16 protein-coding genes are annotated in these 17249 nt (G+C 36.6%); 8 read left to right on the top strand and 8 right to left on the bottom strand.

Going from position 1 to position 17249, the window contains the following annotated elements:
- Window positions 1-18 precede the first annotated feature (18 nt).
- A complete protein-coding gene (locus ACZBKJ_RS04725) occupies window positions 19-2043 on the bottom strand; it encodes a lytic transglycosylase domain-containing protein (protein WP_463199777.1) in 2025 nt (674 codons plus the stop codon).
- Between the two features lie 214 nt (window positions 2044-2257).
- On the opposite strand from ACZBKJ_RS04725, the gene miaB reads away from it, so the two are divergent.
- Window positions 2258-3718 carry a tRNA (N6-isopentenyl adenosine(37)-C2)-methylthiotransferase MiaB gene (gene miaB, locus ACZBKJ_RS04730; protein ID WP_463199778.1) on the top strand — a complete coding sequence of 487 codons (1461 nt, stop codon included), beginning with the start codon at window positions 2258-2260 and terminating at the stop codon, window positions 3716-3718.
- Window positions 3719-3889: 171 nt separating this feature from the next.
- Here the strand turns inward: miaB and ACZBKJ_RS04735 are convergent, their stop codons facing one another.
- Window positions 3890-4516: a UPF0149 family protein gene (locus ACZBKJ_RS04735; RefSeq protein ID WP_463199779.1), complete on the bottom strand. Its 627-nt coding sequence runs from the start codon at window positions 4514-4516 to the stop codon at window positions 3890-3892.
- A 397-nt stretch (window positions 4517-4913) separates the two neighbouring features.
- Here ACZBKJ_RS04735 and ACZBKJ_RS04740 point away from each other — a divergent pair, with 397 nt between their 5' ends.
- The 3 genes from ACZBKJ_RS04740 (at window position 4914) to ACZBKJ_RS04750 (ending at window position 6887) form a co-directional block, all read left to right on the top strand.
- On the top strand, window positions 4914-5276 hold the full coding sequence (locus tag ACZBKJ_RS04740) for a hypothetical protein (protein WP_463199780.1): 363 nt from the start codon (window positions 4914-4916) through the stop codon (window positions 5274-5276).
- 21 nt (window positions 5277-5297) lie between these two features.
- The gene (locus ACZBKJ_RS04745; protein WP_463199781.1) at window positions 5298-5948 is read left to right on the top strand and encodes a cell division protein ZapA; all 651 of its coding nucleotides are present in this window, start codon (window positions 5298-5300) and stop codon (window positions 5946-5948) included.
- A 159-nt stretch (window positions 5949-6107) separates the two neighbouring features.
- Entirely contained in the window at window positions 6108-6887 is a 780-nt protein-coding gene (locus ACZBKJ_RS04750) for a TSUP family transporter (protein ID WP_463199782.1), read from the top strand.
- Here the strand turns inward: ACZBKJ_RS04750 and ribF are convergent.
- Window positions 6880-7863 (bottom strand): riboflavin biosynthesis protein RibF, encoded by a 984-nt coding sequence (ribF, locus tag ACZBKJ_RS04755; protein ID WP_463199783.1) that lies wholly within the window; start codon window positions 7861-7863, stop codon window positions 6880-6882. The two genes, ACZBKJ_RS04750 and ribF, sit on opposite strands and share 8 nt — an antisense overlap.
- A 151-nt stretch (window positions 7864-8014) precedes the next feature.
- On the opposite strand from ribF, the gene ACZBKJ_RS04760 reads away from it, so the two are divergent.
- Window positions 8015-10219: a suppressor of fused domain protein gene (locus ACZBKJ_RS04760; protein WP_463199784.1), complete on the top strand. Its 2205-nt coding sequence runs from the start codon at window positions 8015-8017 to the stop codon at window positions 10217-10219.
- An 8-nt stretch (window positions 10220-10227) separates the two neighbouring features.
- On the opposite strand, the gene ACZBKJ_RS04765 is transcribed toward ACZBKJ_RS04760, so the two are convergent.
- Entirely contained in the window at window positions 10228-10596 is a 369-nt protein-coding gene (locus ACZBKJ_RS04765) for an outer membrane protein assembly factor BamE (RefSeq protein ID WP_463199785.1), read from the bottom strand.
- 202 nt (window positions 10597-10798) lie between these two features.
- Here ACZBKJ_RS04765 and fur point away from each other — a divergent pair, with 202 nt between their 5' ends.
- On the top strand, window positions 10799-11236 hold the full coding sequence (fur, locus tag ACZBKJ_RS04770) for a ferric iron uptake transcriptional regulator (protein WP_463199786.1): 438 nt from the start codon (window positions 10799-10801) through the stop codon (window positions 11234-11236).
- Window positions 11237-11284: 48 nt separating this feature from the next.
- Here fur and ACZBKJ_RS04775 read toward each other — a convergent pair whose 3' ends face one another.
- Window positions 11285-11755, bottom strand: coding sequence for an MliC family protein (locus ACZBKJ_RS04775; protein ID WP_463199787.1), 471 nt, complete (start codon window positions 11753-11755; stop codon window positions 11285-11287).
- Between the two features lie 163 nt (window positions 11756-11918).
- Between ACZBKJ_RS04775 and ACZBKJ_RS04780 the strand changes: the two genes are divergently transcribed.
- Together ACZBKJ_RS04780 and ACZBKJ_RS04785 are read left to right on the top strand one after the other, a co-directional pair.
- Entirely contained in the window at window positions 11919-12821 is a 903-nt protein-coding gene (locus tag ACZBKJ_RS04780) for a histone deacetylase family protein (protein ID WP_463199788.1), read from the top strand.
- Window positions 12822-12888: 67 nt separating this feature from the next.
- Entirely contained in the window at window positions 12889-13920 is a 1032-nt protein-coding gene (locus tag ACZBKJ_RS04785) for an NAD(P)H-dependent flavin oxidoreductase (protein ID WP_463199789.1), read from the top strand.
- On the opposite strand, the gene ACZBKJ_RS04790 is transcribed toward ACZBKJ_RS04785, so the two are convergent.
- From ACZBKJ_RS04790 to ACZBKJ_RS04800, 3 genes are read right to left on the bottom strand one after another with little or no spacing between them, the layout of a single operon-like run.
- A complete protein-coding gene (locus ACZBKJ_RS04790; protein ID WP_463199790.1) occupies window positions 13917-14642 on the bottom strand; it encodes an N-acetylmuramoyl-L-alanine amidase family protein in 726 nt (241 codons plus the stop codon). The genes ACZBKJ_RS04785 and ACZBKJ_RS04790 overlap by 4 nt on opposite strands.
- A gap of 4 nt (window positions 14643-14646) precedes the next feature.
- Window positions 14647-16044 carry an MATE family efflux transporter gene (locus ACZBKJ_RS04795; protein ID WP_463199791.1) on the bottom strand — a complete coding sequence of 466 codons (1398 nt, stop codon included), beginning with the start codon at window positions 16042-16044 and terminating at the stop codon, window positions 14647-14649.
- On the bottom strand, window positions 16044-17171 hold the full coding sequence (locus ACZBKJ_RS04800) for an MBL fold metallo-hydrolase (protein ID WP_463199792.1): 1128 nt from the start codon (window positions 17169-17171) through the stop codon (window positions 16044-16046). The genes ACZBKJ_RS04795 and ACZBKJ_RS04800 overlap by 1 nt, the downstream gene beginning before the upstream one ends.
- Window positions 17172-17249: the final 78 nt, after the last annotated feature.

Here is a 17249-nt window from a genome sequence, read left to right on the forward strand (position 1 = left end):
TGTAAATTTATCAAAATATTACCATGATGGCGACACATTTCCCATACGTTGACTAATCGGCATACCATGCCCCATTAAAACGCTGTAAATGGTGGTGTTTTCCATTACATGCTTAACATAATCGCGTGTTTCACTATAAGGAATGGCCTCCACATATTGGTCAGCAGCGATAGAGCCATGTTTAGGTAACCACTTTTTAGCAGCTCCAGGACCGGCATTATAACCTGCAGTAGCAACAGCGATTTGACTACTGGATTTATCTGATAAATCTTTTAAAAACCAAGTGCCATAACGAATATTAGTATCAGGATTGCTCATGTTACCAGCAGATTCACCCATACCGCGGGCGATTTGTTTTGCAGTGCCTGGCATGATTTGCATTAGCCCGCCTGCACCAACGCCTGAGCGAGCATTTGTTTGGAATCGACTTTCTTGGCGCATAATTCCATATGCCCAAGCAGGGTCAATGCCAACACCACGACTGTAACCAACCACGCTACTTTGGTAAGGCATTGGGTGGCTAATAGCACCAGCACGTAAAGCAGGCGTATTTTCCATAGCGTATATACTGCGATTGTAAATTCCTAAATCATGAGCGCGTTTAGCAGCAGCAAGGATTAATGCGGTATCATTTTTTTTGTTTGCCATCCGTACTGCCCAGTTCCATTCTCTTTGAATGTGTTCAGGATTGCCGTTATTTTGAATCAGTAAAAAAGCACGTGCAAAATAAGGGTCTTGCATTACTCGTTGTTGGTCTTTTTGGCTGATGTTTGGTAGGTGTGAACCGCCCAAATCTTGAGCAGTTAAAGCAATACCTAAACGGTCTTTGGCAAGTAAGCCATAATAATCAATTCCTATGGCAAGTTGTCTATAGATATTTTTGGCGTCATGTTGTTTGCCTGTTTGCTCATAACCCCGAGCCAGCCAATATTGCCATGCTTTTTGACTTTGATTTTCTACATTCATAGCAAGTACGGCATTGACGACATCTTGCCATTGACTAAAATAAATGGCGGCTTGAGCATAATCTTCAGCTTCTTCTTGGTTAAAGGGTTCACCTAAGCTGTTTCTAAACCAATTTACTGCCTCTATGTTAAAACCATCGTCGGTGTTCATATTCATGCGTTTTACAGCGATGCTTCGCCATGCGTAGCGTTTTGCCATATCGGATAATAAAGGACGCGGACGGGTTTTGTCTTGTTTGATGTCGTAATTGAGCTGACTGGATGCATCCCAATAAGAACGATTTGCCAAAAGACTGATGGCATAAACGTATAAATATTGGTTGGTTTGACTGTAAGGCTGATTGGCAAATTGAGTAAAAAAGGCGTTGGGGCTATTGCGAATGCTGGATAACGTTCCATAGTCAATTGCCAAATTCAGCGAGCGTGCCAAATTAACAATATCATTCATTTTATTTAAAGGGGCTTTTTTACTGGACAATTGACGATTATCAATTCGCATCATGCGAATCAGTTGTTCATGTTTGTCAGTTTGAGTGATGCGCGGGTTATTAACCAGCTCACTGGCAAGTTTTTCACATAAAGGCTGTTTGATTTGTGTGTTAAGCCAAACATCGGATTTTTGGTGTAAAGCCCGCATATCGCCTGAACCGTTATAACCAAGCCCAATAGCGCATGCCTCTGATGCGTCAGCGTTTTGAATTGAATGCGCTACCGCTCGCACAGCAGAATAATCACCGGATTTAGCTTTGGCTTCAGCATAATCAGCCGCCAATTTTTCACTCATGACGTTTTCGGGGTATTTTTGCACAAAATTATTAATGGTATCTGGCGACTGACTGTCTAAATTATAATTAAGTCGCCAATAGGCAGGATAGACAGCAAACAATGAACCCTGCATGTTTTGCTCATATTGATACATGGCGTTGGGACTGCTTTTTTGACGTTCAGCTTCCATAAATTGATAAACACTGTTGTCATAACTGTAGTCATTCGCACACGCCACCAAGCTTGAACCAACCAATGTGCCAAATAGAGCAACTTGGATAAAAAAAGAACGTTTGGATGTAGGAAAATTCATTGCTATTTGCTTAGATTAATTATGAAAATATTCAGCTTAACAAATTATTTTTACATTTATCTAAGCTGCTGTATAAAATTTGTAAAATTTATCCAAGTTTTTTAATAAAACTTAGAAATGATTGGTTTACACAATAAGCATTAATAAAAATCATGATATAATTAAAAGTTTTAAATAATAAACTAATTGAGTTTATCAGCCCTTGGAGAAAACCATGACCGCTCAAACTTTTAATCCAAAAACCGCCAAACCCGTTCAAATTATCAGTCAGCTTCATCAAATTGATGAACCTATCAACCAAACCATAAATTCATTACGCCCCAAAAAAGTTTTTATCACCACTCAGGGCTGTCAAATGAATGAATATGACAGTCAAAAAATGGGCGATGTGCTTGGCGATAGTCATGGCATGATTGTAACTACTGATATTAATGAAGCTGATGTTTTAATCATGAATACATGTTCTATTCGCGAAAAAGCTCAAGAAAAAGTGTTTAGTGAACTTGGCAGATGGCGAAAACTCAAAGAGAAAAATCCAAATCTAGTAATTGGTGTGGGCGGCTGCGTGGCAAGTCAGGAGGGTGAGAATATTCAAAAACGCGCCCCTTATGTTGATATGGTATTTGGTCCGCAAACGTTGCATCGACTGCCAGAATTGTATGATAAATCTGCCAAACAACATGACCAAATCCCTAAAAATCGCATTGGCGTGGTGGACGTGTCATTTCCTAGTATTGAAAAGTTTGATTTTTTACCAGAACCAAAAGTAGAAGGTTATAAAGCTTTTGTTTCTGTTATGGAAGGCTGTTCAAAGTATTGTTCATTTTGTGTGGTGCCCTATACGCGCGGTGAAGAACTATCGCGTCCTTTGGATGATGTACTGGCTGAGATTGATATGCTTGCTGAGCAGGGCGTGCGAGAAATTAATCTTTTGGGTCAAAATGTCAATGGTTATCGTGGCGAAAAAGACGACGGTACAATTTGTCGTTTTAGCGAACTTTTGCATTATGTATCACACATTGATGGCATTGACCGTATTCGTTTTACCACAAGTCACCCTCTAGAATTTACAGATGATGTGATTGATGCTTATAAAAGCATTCCAAAACTGGTATCTCATCTACATTTACCCATCCAAAGCGGCTCTAATGCTGTTTTGGCGGCGATGAAACGTAATCACACAGTAGATATTTATATCAATCAAATTAATAAACTGCGTGCGATTCGCCCCGATTTACACTTATCCAGCGATTTTATTATTGGCTTTCCAAATGAAACGGATGAGGATTTTTTAAATACGTTAAATCTTGCCAAAGAGCTTGATTTTGACCATTCTTACAGTTTTATTTATTCTAAACGCCCCGGAACGCCTGCATCAGATTTGCCAGATAATGTCAGTTTTGAGACAAAAAAAGCCCGTCTTGCCACTTTTCAGGAAGTTATCAAGAAATCTACTTTTGCTAAAACGCGTGCGATGGTTGGTCAAACCGTAAAAGTGTTGGTTGAAGAACCTGCCAATCGTCGTGAAGGCTTTTTGCATGGCACAGCAGATAATACACGTTCAGTTATCTTTAAAGGTGATAAATCGCTTTTGGGTCAATTTGTTTTGGTAAGAGTAACCAATGCAATCAGCATGCATTTAGTAGAAGGTGAGCTTGTGGAGATTTTGGGCTAAACTATTTTGAATAACGTTTTGAATAAAGTTTAGACAGTTTACCCGCCCAAACTAAAGAAATTGTTTCAATATTTAAAAGTTTTATATCTGCTAATTGTGCTATAAAGAGTTGGTAGTAAAATGCCTAGCTGTCTATAAATGTCAGCTAGGTTTTTTAATCGTTTTTGGTGCTTAGGATTTTTTGTGCATTGCATTAAAAACAGGTGGTAACGTTTGAGCTTCTTTGGCGGTAAGGCGCTCAGGCGATAATCCCTTGATGATGGGCAAATCTTTAATTTTTTTATGATTTTTTCTATAAAGTAGTACGGGAATGAAACGAACAAATTCAAATAAATGTAAATATTCTTCTTCATCACCATCAAATTTATCATCATCGTCAGGGCGAATGCTGGCAATTTTTAAAAGGTCTCTGATTTGAGCTTGTTCGTCTTGACTTAATGCAATTTCAATGATTCCAAGTCCTGTGATAAAGCCGCCCGCCCAATTTTTTAATGCTAAAAACCGTTCAGATAAGTCGTGTTCGTCATCAGGAACAAGCGGGGTAAATGCATAAGCATCATCTTGGTCTTTTAATTCAAAGCTAATGTCTTCGGCGTATTGGCTGATAAGTTCTAAAGCATCATCATCAGGACGGCTTAAACAAAGCTCATCAAAAAGCATTGCCCAAACATCTTTGTTTGCAGGAAGACAGGTTGTCATAACAGCAGTAATCAAACCATGTAATTCACTGATGGATATATCATGCCAATCATCAAAAGCCGCTTGCCAGTCGCTAAATCCAGAAAAATCATCATTCATTAAAACATTCCTAAAAATAATCCCATTTTAAATGGCATTATTGGGTTAATTAATAAAAAACACGTTTCATTAAAACTGCAAATTGTGTCTTTAAGAAAATACGTTTTTATTGATAAAAGATGCTAATCAATAAACAAATTCCGCCATTTTACCACTGTTAAAACAAAGGTTTCAATGAGAAAAACCTTAAGAAAAATGTTAAATATAACGCAAATTTTAGGGTTTTGTTAAAAAATCTCTTAAAGGTTGAACACTATCCATTGGGGTGATAAAATACGGGGCTTGGAAAGTAATCATCTTTTTAAATCAGAATAACACATAGGCTAATACCTTACAGATTGTTCTGTATATTGAACATGATAATATAACTCATTAAAATCTTTTAACAGGAAACCATATGATTTCCCAATTACAGCTACTTGAAGCTACTATTTTAGAATTTAAAGAACGCTACCATATTACCGCAACCGAACTTGCTAGCCTAAAAAATAAATTAGCACAAGATAATACCGCAGGGCAATTACTAACGCTTAGTAAAAATCTGGATTCTGCAAATGAAGAAATTGCTACATTAACCCAAAAAATAAATGAATTGACTGATGAAAAAAATCAATTAACCAATAAAATTACAACACTTGAAGAACAAAATACCCAACTAAATAATCAAAATTGTGAACTTGCTCTGAAGCAAAAATTGGCAGTTGAGCGAGTAGAGGTGATTACCAACTGGCTGACCAAAATTGATAATGGCACGATTTAAGGTATAATTTTAGGATTTTTTATGAACGTTCTCGATGCCTTTGCCGCCTTTGAAAAACACGGCAATAAAATGACACCGAAAAAAAGCAGTGTCAACAATCAAGCTGCTAACACTCAAAACACATCTACGCAAACCGCTCAAAAAGATGTGAAGGATTCACCTAAAAAAAGTAATGTCGATGCCGCTTTTGCCGCCTTTGAAAAACATGGCAATAAAATGACACCGAAAAAAAACAATGACAACAACCAAAATGTTAGCGACCAAAAAGATACTCAAAATCTATCTCAAAAAGAAGAGAGTTCAACGGCAGTTAATCCAACTCAAACAAAAGTGCAAGAAACCAAAATGCCTGAAGACGCCAAAGTTGAAAAAGTGGAATTTTTACCTGTAGATATTAATATCGCAGGCACACCACACAGAATCACTTGCCCTGCTAATGAAATTAACGCTTTAGAAGATTCGGTGTCGCAAATTAATAATCAAATTCGCAGTATCCGTCAAGGTATTAAAAATAAAAGCCTGACTAATGAAGAACTTTTGGTGCTGACTTGTCTTGAATTATGTGACCAAATTCGTTCATTAAAAGAAGTCAGTGCTAGCCAAGATGAAGAAAAAGACCATGCTATGGTGCTGATTGCAAAAATGATTAAAGATGCAAAAAGCGCCTTATAACCATCAAAGTTACGTATTTTTAAAGCAAGGTGAATTCCTTGCTTTTTTTATGCTTTTTAATTTTGCTTCGGTGTTTTTTTGAATATTTATAACTGTAATTAGAATAAGGGGTTTTTTAAGAAATTTGCGATAATGACACTTTTTTAGGATTGTTAAAATATGCAAAATTTGGATGTAGTTTTTTCTGATGATTGGATAATTGTTCTATTTTTTATACTTGGGGCATTATTACATGGCATAACAGGGTTTGGTTATCCAATCGTTGGCACAGCAATCATTGCCAGTTTTTACCCATTAAAAGTTGCCGTGGCGATGGTAGTAGTGCCGTGTGTGGTGCTTAATTTAATGATGTTACGTTCAGGCGGCACAATTATTGACAATATCACCCAATATGGTAAAGAATATTTTTGGTTATTTTTTACTAGTTTTTTGGGTGGTCTTTTGGGGGTACAGTTTTTATTGGTGGTTCCTGAAAGTTATTTAAAAATTTTTCTAGCAATAACATTATTATTTTATGTTTATACCCAGTATTCACGACATCGCATTTACTTTACTCATGATAACAAAACCATGGCAATTTTTGGATTTATTGCAGGTGTTGTTGGCGGTGCAACCAATGCCATTGTGGCGTTTTTGATGATTTATCTTTTGGGAACTAAGCGCAATAAAAATGAAATGGTGATTGTTAATAACTTAAGTATTTTAATCACCAAAATCATTCAAATTTTTGTGTTATTTCCGGTTATTACAACCTTTGATTCAAAGCAAAAATGGCTTTTATTGACTGTGATTGTTATTTCACTATTTTTTGTATATTTTGGTTCTCAAATTCGTCATCGTTTACCACAAACGGTGTTTAATCATATGATTGCTATTATGTTATTTTGTTTGGGATTATACGCACTATGGCAGGGTGTGCATGCACTTGGGTCTACTTAACAGCTTTTTGCCAATCCAGTATTGCTTTGATGTCATTACCAATAGCAGATTGTAAGGTGGACAAATCAGCGTATTTTTTTTCATCATGTAAATAATGTAAAAAAATTACTTGTGCGGTCAATCCATACAAATTGCCATCAAAATCTGGAAAATGTACTTCCAAACGATAATCAGCACCATGAACGCTAGGACGCGTGCCGATATTAACCGCGCCTAATAAACTGTTGGGGTGAATTCCTAAAATTCCTTTGTGATGACTATGGGTTAAATCACAGGGCTGAATCAGTTGATCATTTTGATTAAAAAATAACACATTTGCCCCAAATACGCCTTTTAATGCAGGTTTGAGCCGAGACAGTGAAATATTGGCGGTTGGAAACCCTAGTGTTCTGCCAATTTTATCGCCGTGAACAACTGTGCCTTTTATACTATAGTCTTGACCAAGTAGCATTTTAACAGTGGTTAAATCTCCTAACGAAAGTGCATGACGAATTTGTGTTGAACTGATGCGTGTGTTTTGATGACAGATAGTTGTCAAATTATCAACAATAAAACCTTGATTTTGTAAAAAATTTTTATCACCCAAACGGTCATGACCAAAGCGAAAATCATCACCAAGCATCAAATGATTGGCGTTTAATTTTTTTAGCAATTGTGTGAAATCCAAAGCTGATAAAGAACGAAATTCATCATTAAAATCAACTACTAATAAATAATCAATGTCCAGTTTTTTGATAATCGCTGATTTTTCAGCCAAGTTACTCAGACGCGCGGGCGGATTGTTGGGAGTAAAAAATTCCCTTGGCTGTGGCTCAAAAATCATCATTGCCGTATGCAAATGCTGCTGACTCGCCATATTTTTTAAAGCATAAAGCATGGTTTTATGTCCAAGATGCACACCATCAAAATTACCTATGGTTAGAGCAATCTTGGGCAATGGAGGCGGATTTTTGGGGTCAAGATGGATAATTTGCATATTTTTTTAGTTTTATTTTGATTTGAATAAAATTTGGTATTGTATCATAGGTTATAAAATCATGCGTTTATAAAATCATGGTTTGTATATTTTGTCTAAAAGTGCTAATCTAAATACGATTCAAATAAAAAAATCTTAATGAGCATAATAAATGACAAACGCTGTCTTGCAACTTGAAACTTTATATCACAAACCAATTGACCAAATTAATGAAAATGAAATCATCACTGCTTTAAAAGCATGGGATGATGAAGATAATTTTATTCCGATTATTGAACTTGTGGATGCATTACCACACGCTCAGCAAACCCCGCAAATTTTAAGTGAACAGGCAAGAGCATGCAATAATGTATATTGGTTGAATAAAATTCCTGAAAATATTCCTTACCTTGAACGTGCTTTGTCTATTTTTCAATCTTTAGAAAAGGATTTGGAGAATGAGCAAGACTGGAATTACAAAATTGGTTATTCTTATTTTTATTTAAATGATAAACAAAATGCCAAAAAACATTTAACGATTTCTAAAGATTATAATAACGAAGAAGATCTATTAAGCTGGATTGAACGCGCTGAAGAAAAAAACATCAGCACTTTGGATGCTGAAAATGGCGGATTAGGAACAGTGGAATATGACTTGGAGGATTTTTTTGCATTACTGGAAAAAAAAGCCCCAAAAATTGCTAATAGTTTTAATCAGCTTGCCAGCAAAACTGAACTGAGAGTTTTTGAAAAAAAATTAGGCATTGTTTTACCTGAAAGTTTTGAACAACTGTATCGCACGTTTAATGGACAAAAATTTGGGGCAAAATTTTCAAATTTGGAAGATTTACACCGTTTTTTAACATTAGAAGAAATTATTTCGGTGCAAGATGCGTATGTTGATAAATTAACCAATACTTACGGCGAGTCATGGCAAGACATTCGTATTAGCCAAGAAGATATGATTTATGATGAAGAAATCAAAAATCGCCTATATCATCGGTTATGGATTCCTTTTGCAATCAGTGAGGACAACACAGAAGACGAAGAAGAATTTAATTTGTTGTGTTTGGATTTAGACCCCAATACTGAGGGCAAATTTGGGCAAATAATTAGTATTAGCTTTAGTGATGATTTAGAATTGTATCTTATTAATTTGGAAAATTGGTCATTAAAAGAGGAAATTCGCAGTATTAACAGTATGTTAAAGCATGATTATTTGGTATACGATAATAATGAAAAGTGCTTGGTGATTGATAATCATGAACCATTTGATGATGAACTGATTTGCTATCCTGATAATGAAGAACAAAACTTAAAAATATACATTGAAAAAACATTTGGAAAAATCAGTCACACCATGAGTGATATGACCCCTAATAAAATTACCTGTGATATCCACGTAATAAGCCCAACTGATAAAACCCCTTATTATACTTTGGTTACCAGTGGTATGGGTGCGTACATGATGAGTGTACCTGATGAGATTACTCCTGCTTACTCTGAACTTTTGATTCGTCTACCTGCAGATTGGCAGTTAGACAGCGATGATGAGCGTGATTTTTGGCCAATTAGACAGCTAAAAAATTTAGCGTGTTTACCATTTTATCGCCAAAGTTATTTTTCCAGTGGTCATACAGTATCTGTAGAAACTTTGGCAGGAACAAATTTTGAATGCATGTTACTTTTAGAGGCTGATGATGGTGATGATATTGCAGTTGCTAAATTATCAGAAGATAAAAGCGTTATTTTTTATAGCCTTGTGCCACTTTATCATCAAGAAATGCTGTATAAATTGGACAAGGGAAATATGGCTTTGATGCAGGCACTGGAAGAGGCGCAAATTCCTTATCCGCCAGTGGTGGATATTCACCGAATCAATGTTTGTGAAAATTATTTGCCAAATGATAAGGATTTGTCAGTATTTGATGGGGTGTTTTGGTCATTTAATCACGTTTATTATTTAACTTGCATGCAATTTTATCAAGCGCTTATGGACTATAATACAGAGCTGGATAATGATATTAGTGGCTTTAACCCTTGGGAGATTTTATGCAAAGAACCTATGGTTTATGTGATGTATCAAGCCCGTTTACGTAGTGAAGATGATTTGCAAGGCAATGAAATCTTAAAATACCCTGAAGTTTTTTTAGGTGAATCTGATGGCGATGGTTACTACCATACAACCGTTGTGTTAACCATTCAAGCTAATGATGATAGGGTAATTACAGCCATTGAACTGTTGCACCAAATTCAAAACGCCATTGCCAATAAAGAACTTGGTGAACATGTATTCTTTGAAGGTTTTAAAAAGGTTGGCACAGTCAGCGACCTAAGCGATGAAGTGCCAGTAATAGAAGTATTATTTGGTAGTTAGTGATGTGATTAGCGTGGCGTTAGACGCAGATTTTCACGTCCTAAAATACGAACCACACGCCCGTTCTCAAAATAGATACTCAAATAATGTTCGGTATTTTTGACGTTCTTTTTGCCAGCTTTACGCCCATCTGTCCCTGCTTGATAATTATATAGATAGTCAAAACGGTTGGGATTTAGAGTGTCGCGCATGGCAGGACTGCCTAATAGATATAAAACTTGGTCTTGACTCATGCCTACTTTGATTTGTGCAGCTTGTTCAGCAGTGACGGGCGTGCCTTGGGGTAAATCGATGGTGTAGACCCGAAACATATTACATCCAGATAAAGTAATGGCGGTAAATAAGGCAACGGGTATAAATTTTGCAAATAATGTCATATAGTTTTCCGCATTCATAAAAACTGTGTTATACCAAAAAACAAAGCACCAATCAATATAAATGCTTGTGTTTGCTTTGGTATTTTATTTTTGGTTTAGTTTATCATTTTTTGGCAAATAATTTGAATAAATTTGTGGTAAAAATAAATTTGTGGTAAATTAGGCAAACGTTAAAAATTAAACAATTATTAAAGGTATTTTTATGAGTTTTACCAATAAAGATTTGCGTAAAGTGGGCTTAAAAGTAACATTGCCACGTATCCGAATCTTGGAACTTCTTGAGAGCGCTGAACATCATCATATGAGTGCTGAAGATGTGTATCGAGCGCTTGCACAGCAGGGCGAAGATGTTGGTTTGGCAACGGTTTATCGTGTTTTGACTCAGTTTGAGCAAGCAGGCATTGTTGAGCGTCATAATTTTGAAAATAATTTATCCGTATTTGAAATTGTTCAAGATGAACACCACGACCATTTAGTGTGTGATGTGTGTGGTAAAATTGAAGAATTTCACAATGATGCCATTGAGGCTGAACAGCACAAAGTTGCCCAATCACATAATTTTAAACTAACAGGTCATTCTTTGGTGCTATATGGCGTGTGCAGTAATCCCGATTGCCAAAAATCCTTAGAAAATCAATAATAAAAATCCTACCAAATTTGGTAGGATTTTTTAATAAGTATGATATGCTTACATATCATCCATGCTATCATCGGCTTCTGGTGGCGGTGGTGGCATGTCATCAGACTGACAGCTGAATTCATAAGTTTTGCCGTCTGCAACTGTTACTCCAAAAATCGCTTCACCATTTTTGGCGTGCCATTCGTATTTTGAAGCTGGATTAGTTTCATTGACAAAACGCATACCACTACCTGAAACAGCTCGAGTTAAGCTGATATCTTGATTGTTTAGCGTTAGGCTAGGTGCAGTTACATTTAATAATGCTGTATCTTTTTTGTATTTAACATTGACAGTGGCATTTTGTTCGCAAGTATAGTGCTCTACCATTTTACCGTGATGGTGTTTGCCATGATGATGTTTTTTGCCATGATAGTGGTGATGCATGTCATCTCCTGGCATATCGTTTGGTTTTGGATTGGTGGCGCAGCCTGTCATAATCAGGGCAGAAAGCACACCCGTTGCGATGAGTAGTTTTTTCATAAAAACTCCAAGATAACAAAAATTCACTAAAAACTCAAAATCGGTTCATATTTTACTGCAAATTGTATCAAAATGTGTAACAGAAGTTTTTGTCAATGGTATAAAATTGTGAATTATTTTATCTATAATTTTGATTTACGGTTTATTTTTTTGGATTTAAATTGTGTTAAAAATTGCTTATTCTCCGATTTTTTGTTTGCCACTTCCGCCAAATCATCGTTTTCCAATGGAAAAATATCGTTTATTGCCCCAAAAGTTGTTACAAGAAAATGTCATCACTATAGATAATTTATTTACGCCACAAAAAGCTAGTAAAGATGAAATCTTAACCACGCACACCCATGATTATTATCATGCATTGATAAATCTTAATCTAACCAGTCGCCAAGCCCGTATGCTTGGGTTGCCTTTAACGCATGATTTGATAGAACGTGAACATTTTATCGCTCATGCGACCTATGAATGCGCATTGCACGCCCAAAAACATGGCATTAGTTTATCAACTTCGGGCGGCACTCATCATGCGTTTGCTGGGCATGGCGAGGGTTTTTGTATTTTTAATGATATTTGTGTGGCAAGTCATCTTTTATTGCAAAGAAATCAAGCAAAACGCATTTTGATTGTAGATTTAGATGTTCATCAAGGTAATGGCAATGCATCAATTATGGCAAACAACCCTAATGTTTTTGTCTTTAGTATGCATGGCAAGAAAAATTATCCTTTTAGAAAAATCCCATCTGATTTAGATATTGACTTGGATGATGGCACAACCGATGATGAATATTTGGCAATTTTAGATGAAAATTTAACCAAAATTATGACACAGTTTTATCCTGATTTGATATTTTATCAGGCGGGGGTTGATGTTTTGGATGTAGATAAATTAGGCAAATTAAATCTAACCATGTCAGGCGTGTCATATCGTGATGAGCGGGTGCTTATGTGTGCTAAAAAAGCAGGCATTCCTATTGTGGTGGTAATGGGGGGTGGCTATGCGCCGGATATTGCAGTGATTGTGGAGGCTCATAGTCAGGTGTATTATCATGCTAAAAAATTATGGGGATAAAATATAAAATTAATTTATAAAAACAAATTGTGTTACATTAAAGAAAATAGCAAATAAAGAGATGGGTATGAGTCTAAAACAGCGGTTGAACTTAACAACACCTATTATCCAAGCACCAATGGCAGGAGCTAGCAACGCATCTTTTGTGGCGTGTGCATCCAATTTGGGTGTTTTGGGTTCTTTGGGGGCGGGTATGATGTCTTGTGATAAAATTCATAGTGAAATCAATACGATAAAATCCCTAACTGACAAACCATTTGCGGTTAATTTGATGATTTTGCCTAAAGAAAAAACCCAAAAATACAGCTCACCCATGCCAACTTGGTTGAAAAATGTTTATGATGAATTGGGTGTGATACCTGTTTTGGATGATTATCCTGCTTATGATTTTGCCAAACAATTTGATGTTTTATTGCAAAATCCAGTACCCGTAGCTAGTTTCACATTTGGAATTTTGAACAAAAGTCAGGTTCTTAAGCTGCATGACGTGGGAACTTTAGTGATTGGTACGGCAAACCTGCCTGAAGAAGCCAAACAATGGCAAGATATTGGAGCAGATGCAGTGATTTTACAATCGGGGGATGCTGGGGGTCATCAAGGCGGATTTTTAGACGAAGATGCAGAAAAATTATCTGCTTTAACTTTATTAAAATTAACTCAAAAACAGGTATCCATTCCCTTAATTGCTGCAGGTGGTATTGACAGTAAAGTCAAAATAGATGAACTTTTACAACATGGCGCAGATATGGTGGCTATAGGTACGTTATTTTTGACCACCAAAGAGAGCCCAATTCACGCACTTTATAAACAAAAACTGCTAAAAGCCAAGCCAAATGATACCGTGATGACAAAAGCGTTTTCTGGAAAATGGGCGCGCGGAATTAAAAATAATTACATCCAAAGAACAAGTCAGGTGAGTTCAAAAGATTTGCCAGAATACCCCAGTCTAAATGCCATGACCAAATCACTGCGAGCGCATGGTGCAAAAACTGACAATCCTGATTTGTTATCATTATGGGCAGGAATGTCAGTTGGTGGCTGTCGTGACGAGACATTAGCGCAATTGGTCAAAAGGTTGGTTTTACCAACACTTGATTAATGATTGTAGTAGTTATCAATTCCTAAAACCACCGCTTGTACCAGTTTTTGACGCTCTTTGGGGTCTTTGATAAATGCTTCGTCACTTTTATCTACAATCACACCAATTTCTATCAATACTGCTGGAATTTTGGTGGTTTTTAAAACGACCAATTTATCATGGTGATAAATACCAAGTTTTTTATCAACCAAGGATAAGGATTTTTCATAGTTGCTGTTTGCATGGTCTAAATTAGGCGTGCGTTTAATAACATAAAAGGCGTTACCAATTGACTTTGCCAGTTTTAGTGAGTCAGTATAATTGCCATTTTCGCGGGAAATATGAAATGATGAACCAACAATAGGGCGTATGGTTTGGTAGGTGTCAATATCGCCTGCTTTAATAGGGCGTAGATTAGCAAGTTGGGTGCTGTCGTGATGAATAGAGATAAACACCGCTTTTTTGTTATGAGAGTGATTGTTGGCAAGATTACTACGTTCTTGTAATGTTTTTTCATTACTAGCTTGTCTGGTTAATTCTACCTGATAACCTTTTTGAATGAGTAGTTGATAAAGTTCTTGAGTGAAAACATCATTGTAGTTCACTTCAGGAATGCCTGTTAAACTGATTGCTCCAACCCCAAGTGATGAACCTTTGGGGTTGTGTCCTGAATCTAAGACAATGAGCGGTTTTTGACTGCACGCAACTAAAAATATCAGTGAACATAGATAAAAAAATCGCATAAATTTATCCTACCAATAGCTTTTTACTGTGTTTTTCAAGCAGCCAAAGTAGGCTGATTGCTGCCACTGCCAAAGACATCACCAAAGCCAGCCAGAACCCATAAATGCCCAAACCAAACCAAAATGCAAAGATTACCCCTGGGATAATTCCAAAACCCCAAAAACAAATCATATGAATTATCATTGGACTTTTGGTGATTTTATAACCACGAAGAGCGTAACTTGCAACGCATTGAATGGCGTCTACTAACTGAAATGCTGCTGCAAACAATAAAAGCGTACCACAAATATCAATTACTGCCAAATCATCAGTGTACATATCAGCAAGTTTGTAACGAAAAATAATTAAAAAACTTGCGGTCAAAAACGAAATTGCCATAGCGCTACTAATAGCAACCCCTGATACATAACGAGCTTGTTGAGGATTGTTTTGACCAAGATTGATGCCAATTCTTACGGTGCTGGCAATTCCAATGCTTTGGGGAATCATAAAAATCAAACTGGTTAAATTAATCACAATCTGTTGGGCAGAAATAAGTTTGGTAGTATCCCCATCCAATTTAGCGACTAAAAAAATAATGCAAGCAAATAAGCTTACTTCAATAAAAAACGACAAGCCAATGGGTACGCCAAGTCGGGTAATTTCACCAAATAATTTGATATCTGGTTTTCTAAATTTATCAAACAGCCCAAAAGGGGCAAAAAATTTATCTTTGGCAATGTATAAACCTAAAAGCAGTGCATTTATCCAAAAGACAATTGCTGTTGCCAATCCACAACCTGCCCCGCCAAGCATTGGCATGCCAAATTTGCCATAAACAAACACCCAATTTAGAAAAATATTCGCAAAAAAACAAATCCAGCTAACAATCATGATGGCTTTGGGTTTACCAAGACTGGATGCGTAAGCGTGTAAAGCTCGATGTATTAAAGCTGCTGGCATGGCAAAACCAATAAACCATAAATAAAGCTGACTTACTGCAAGGGTTTTGGCTTCTAAATTTAAAAATTTATCAAAAAAACCAATCACTGACCAGACCAAAAATAGCCCAACCACTCCCAAGAACAATCCATACCAAATTCCTTGCCAACCAAGGTTACCAATGGCTTTTTGGGTGTCATTGGTATTTTTGTGTTTGTGTACGCCAAAGGCTTGAGAAATCATTGGGTTTAACGCGGTCATAACCCCAAGCAGGGTAATGTATACCGTAAAAAATACACTATTACCCAGCCCAACCGCCGATAAATCAGATGTGCTGATACTTCCTGCCATGACCGTATCTACAAAGCCAGTACCAACTTGGGCAACTTGAGATAGTAGCATGGGAAGCGCAAGCGCAACTAGGGCAGCAAATTCTTTTTTATATGCCGAAAAATTATAACGGCTAATATCCAATAACATTATTGTACTTCCTTCCACCAAGGTGTAGTTTGGTCATTTATAGTAAAATTTTGTCCAATTTTTGGCGTGATGAATGCAACGTTTTGTTTTGTAGCTTCTGCTAAAAATCGTTCAGCAGGTTCATCCCACTTGTGATAAGCAAGGTCGTATTTACCCCAATGAATCGGTAGGGCAAGTTTGGCTTTGGCGTCTTTGACTGCTTGCACCGATTGTTCTGGAAACATATGCACATCAGCCCAATTCACATTATACGCTCCATTTTCCACAAACATTAAATCAAAACCATCATCGGGAGCGTATGTTTTTGCGATGTCAGCAAAATGGCTACCAAAACCACCATCGCCTGTAAAATACAATGAAAAATCAACGGATTTCACCACCCAACCGCCCCATAAGGTTTGACTTCGGGTGGATAATTTTCTTCCGCCATAATGTCGTGATGGCACAAAGATAAATTCAAGCCCATCTAGATTTTGTGTATCATGCCATGCAAATTCTTGAATTTTATTTTTATCCACGCCCCATTTAACAAGATGAGCTTTGACACCCAGTGGTACAAGAAATTTTTGGGCTTTTAGATGGATTTCTTGAATTGCTTTCATGTCCAAATGGTCATAATGGTCGTGTGATAAAATGACAATGTCTAAATTTGGTAACTCGTCTGTTTTAGGTGGATGAGTCATTGAGTAGGGCTTTCCACCCAAGGGGATGGGTGATACCCGATAAAATACAGGGTCGGTAATGATTGTTTTATCGCCCATTTTAAATAAAATGGTGGAATGTCCAAGCCAAGTAAAACTGTTGTTTTGCAAGGGAATATTTTTGGTCAAAGGCAAAGTTGGTAAAGACTCCTTGGGATGTTTACCATCAGCAGGATAAAAAATATTTATGATAAAATCCATCAAATTTAGGCGTTCATCCTCAGAAACCCCAGCGCCTGAACCGTCTACAATCAGCGGTTGCAAGTTTTCAAATTTGCCGTTTTGATAATTGGGCGATTTTTGCATCACTTGTAGGGTCTGACTGTCAGGGCTTCCCCCAAAAACAGCTGAATTTAAAAATGCAATGATGCCAATGGTCAGTATTAAGGCTATAATAAGTATACAGTTGAAAATAAAAATTATCATAAAAGACAGCAAAATAAAAACTTTTAATGATAAAATTACTTACTTTAAAAATCAATGATTATTTTTATCAGTTTAGTG

Source organism: Moraxella sp. I5G, from assembly GCF_055193055.1.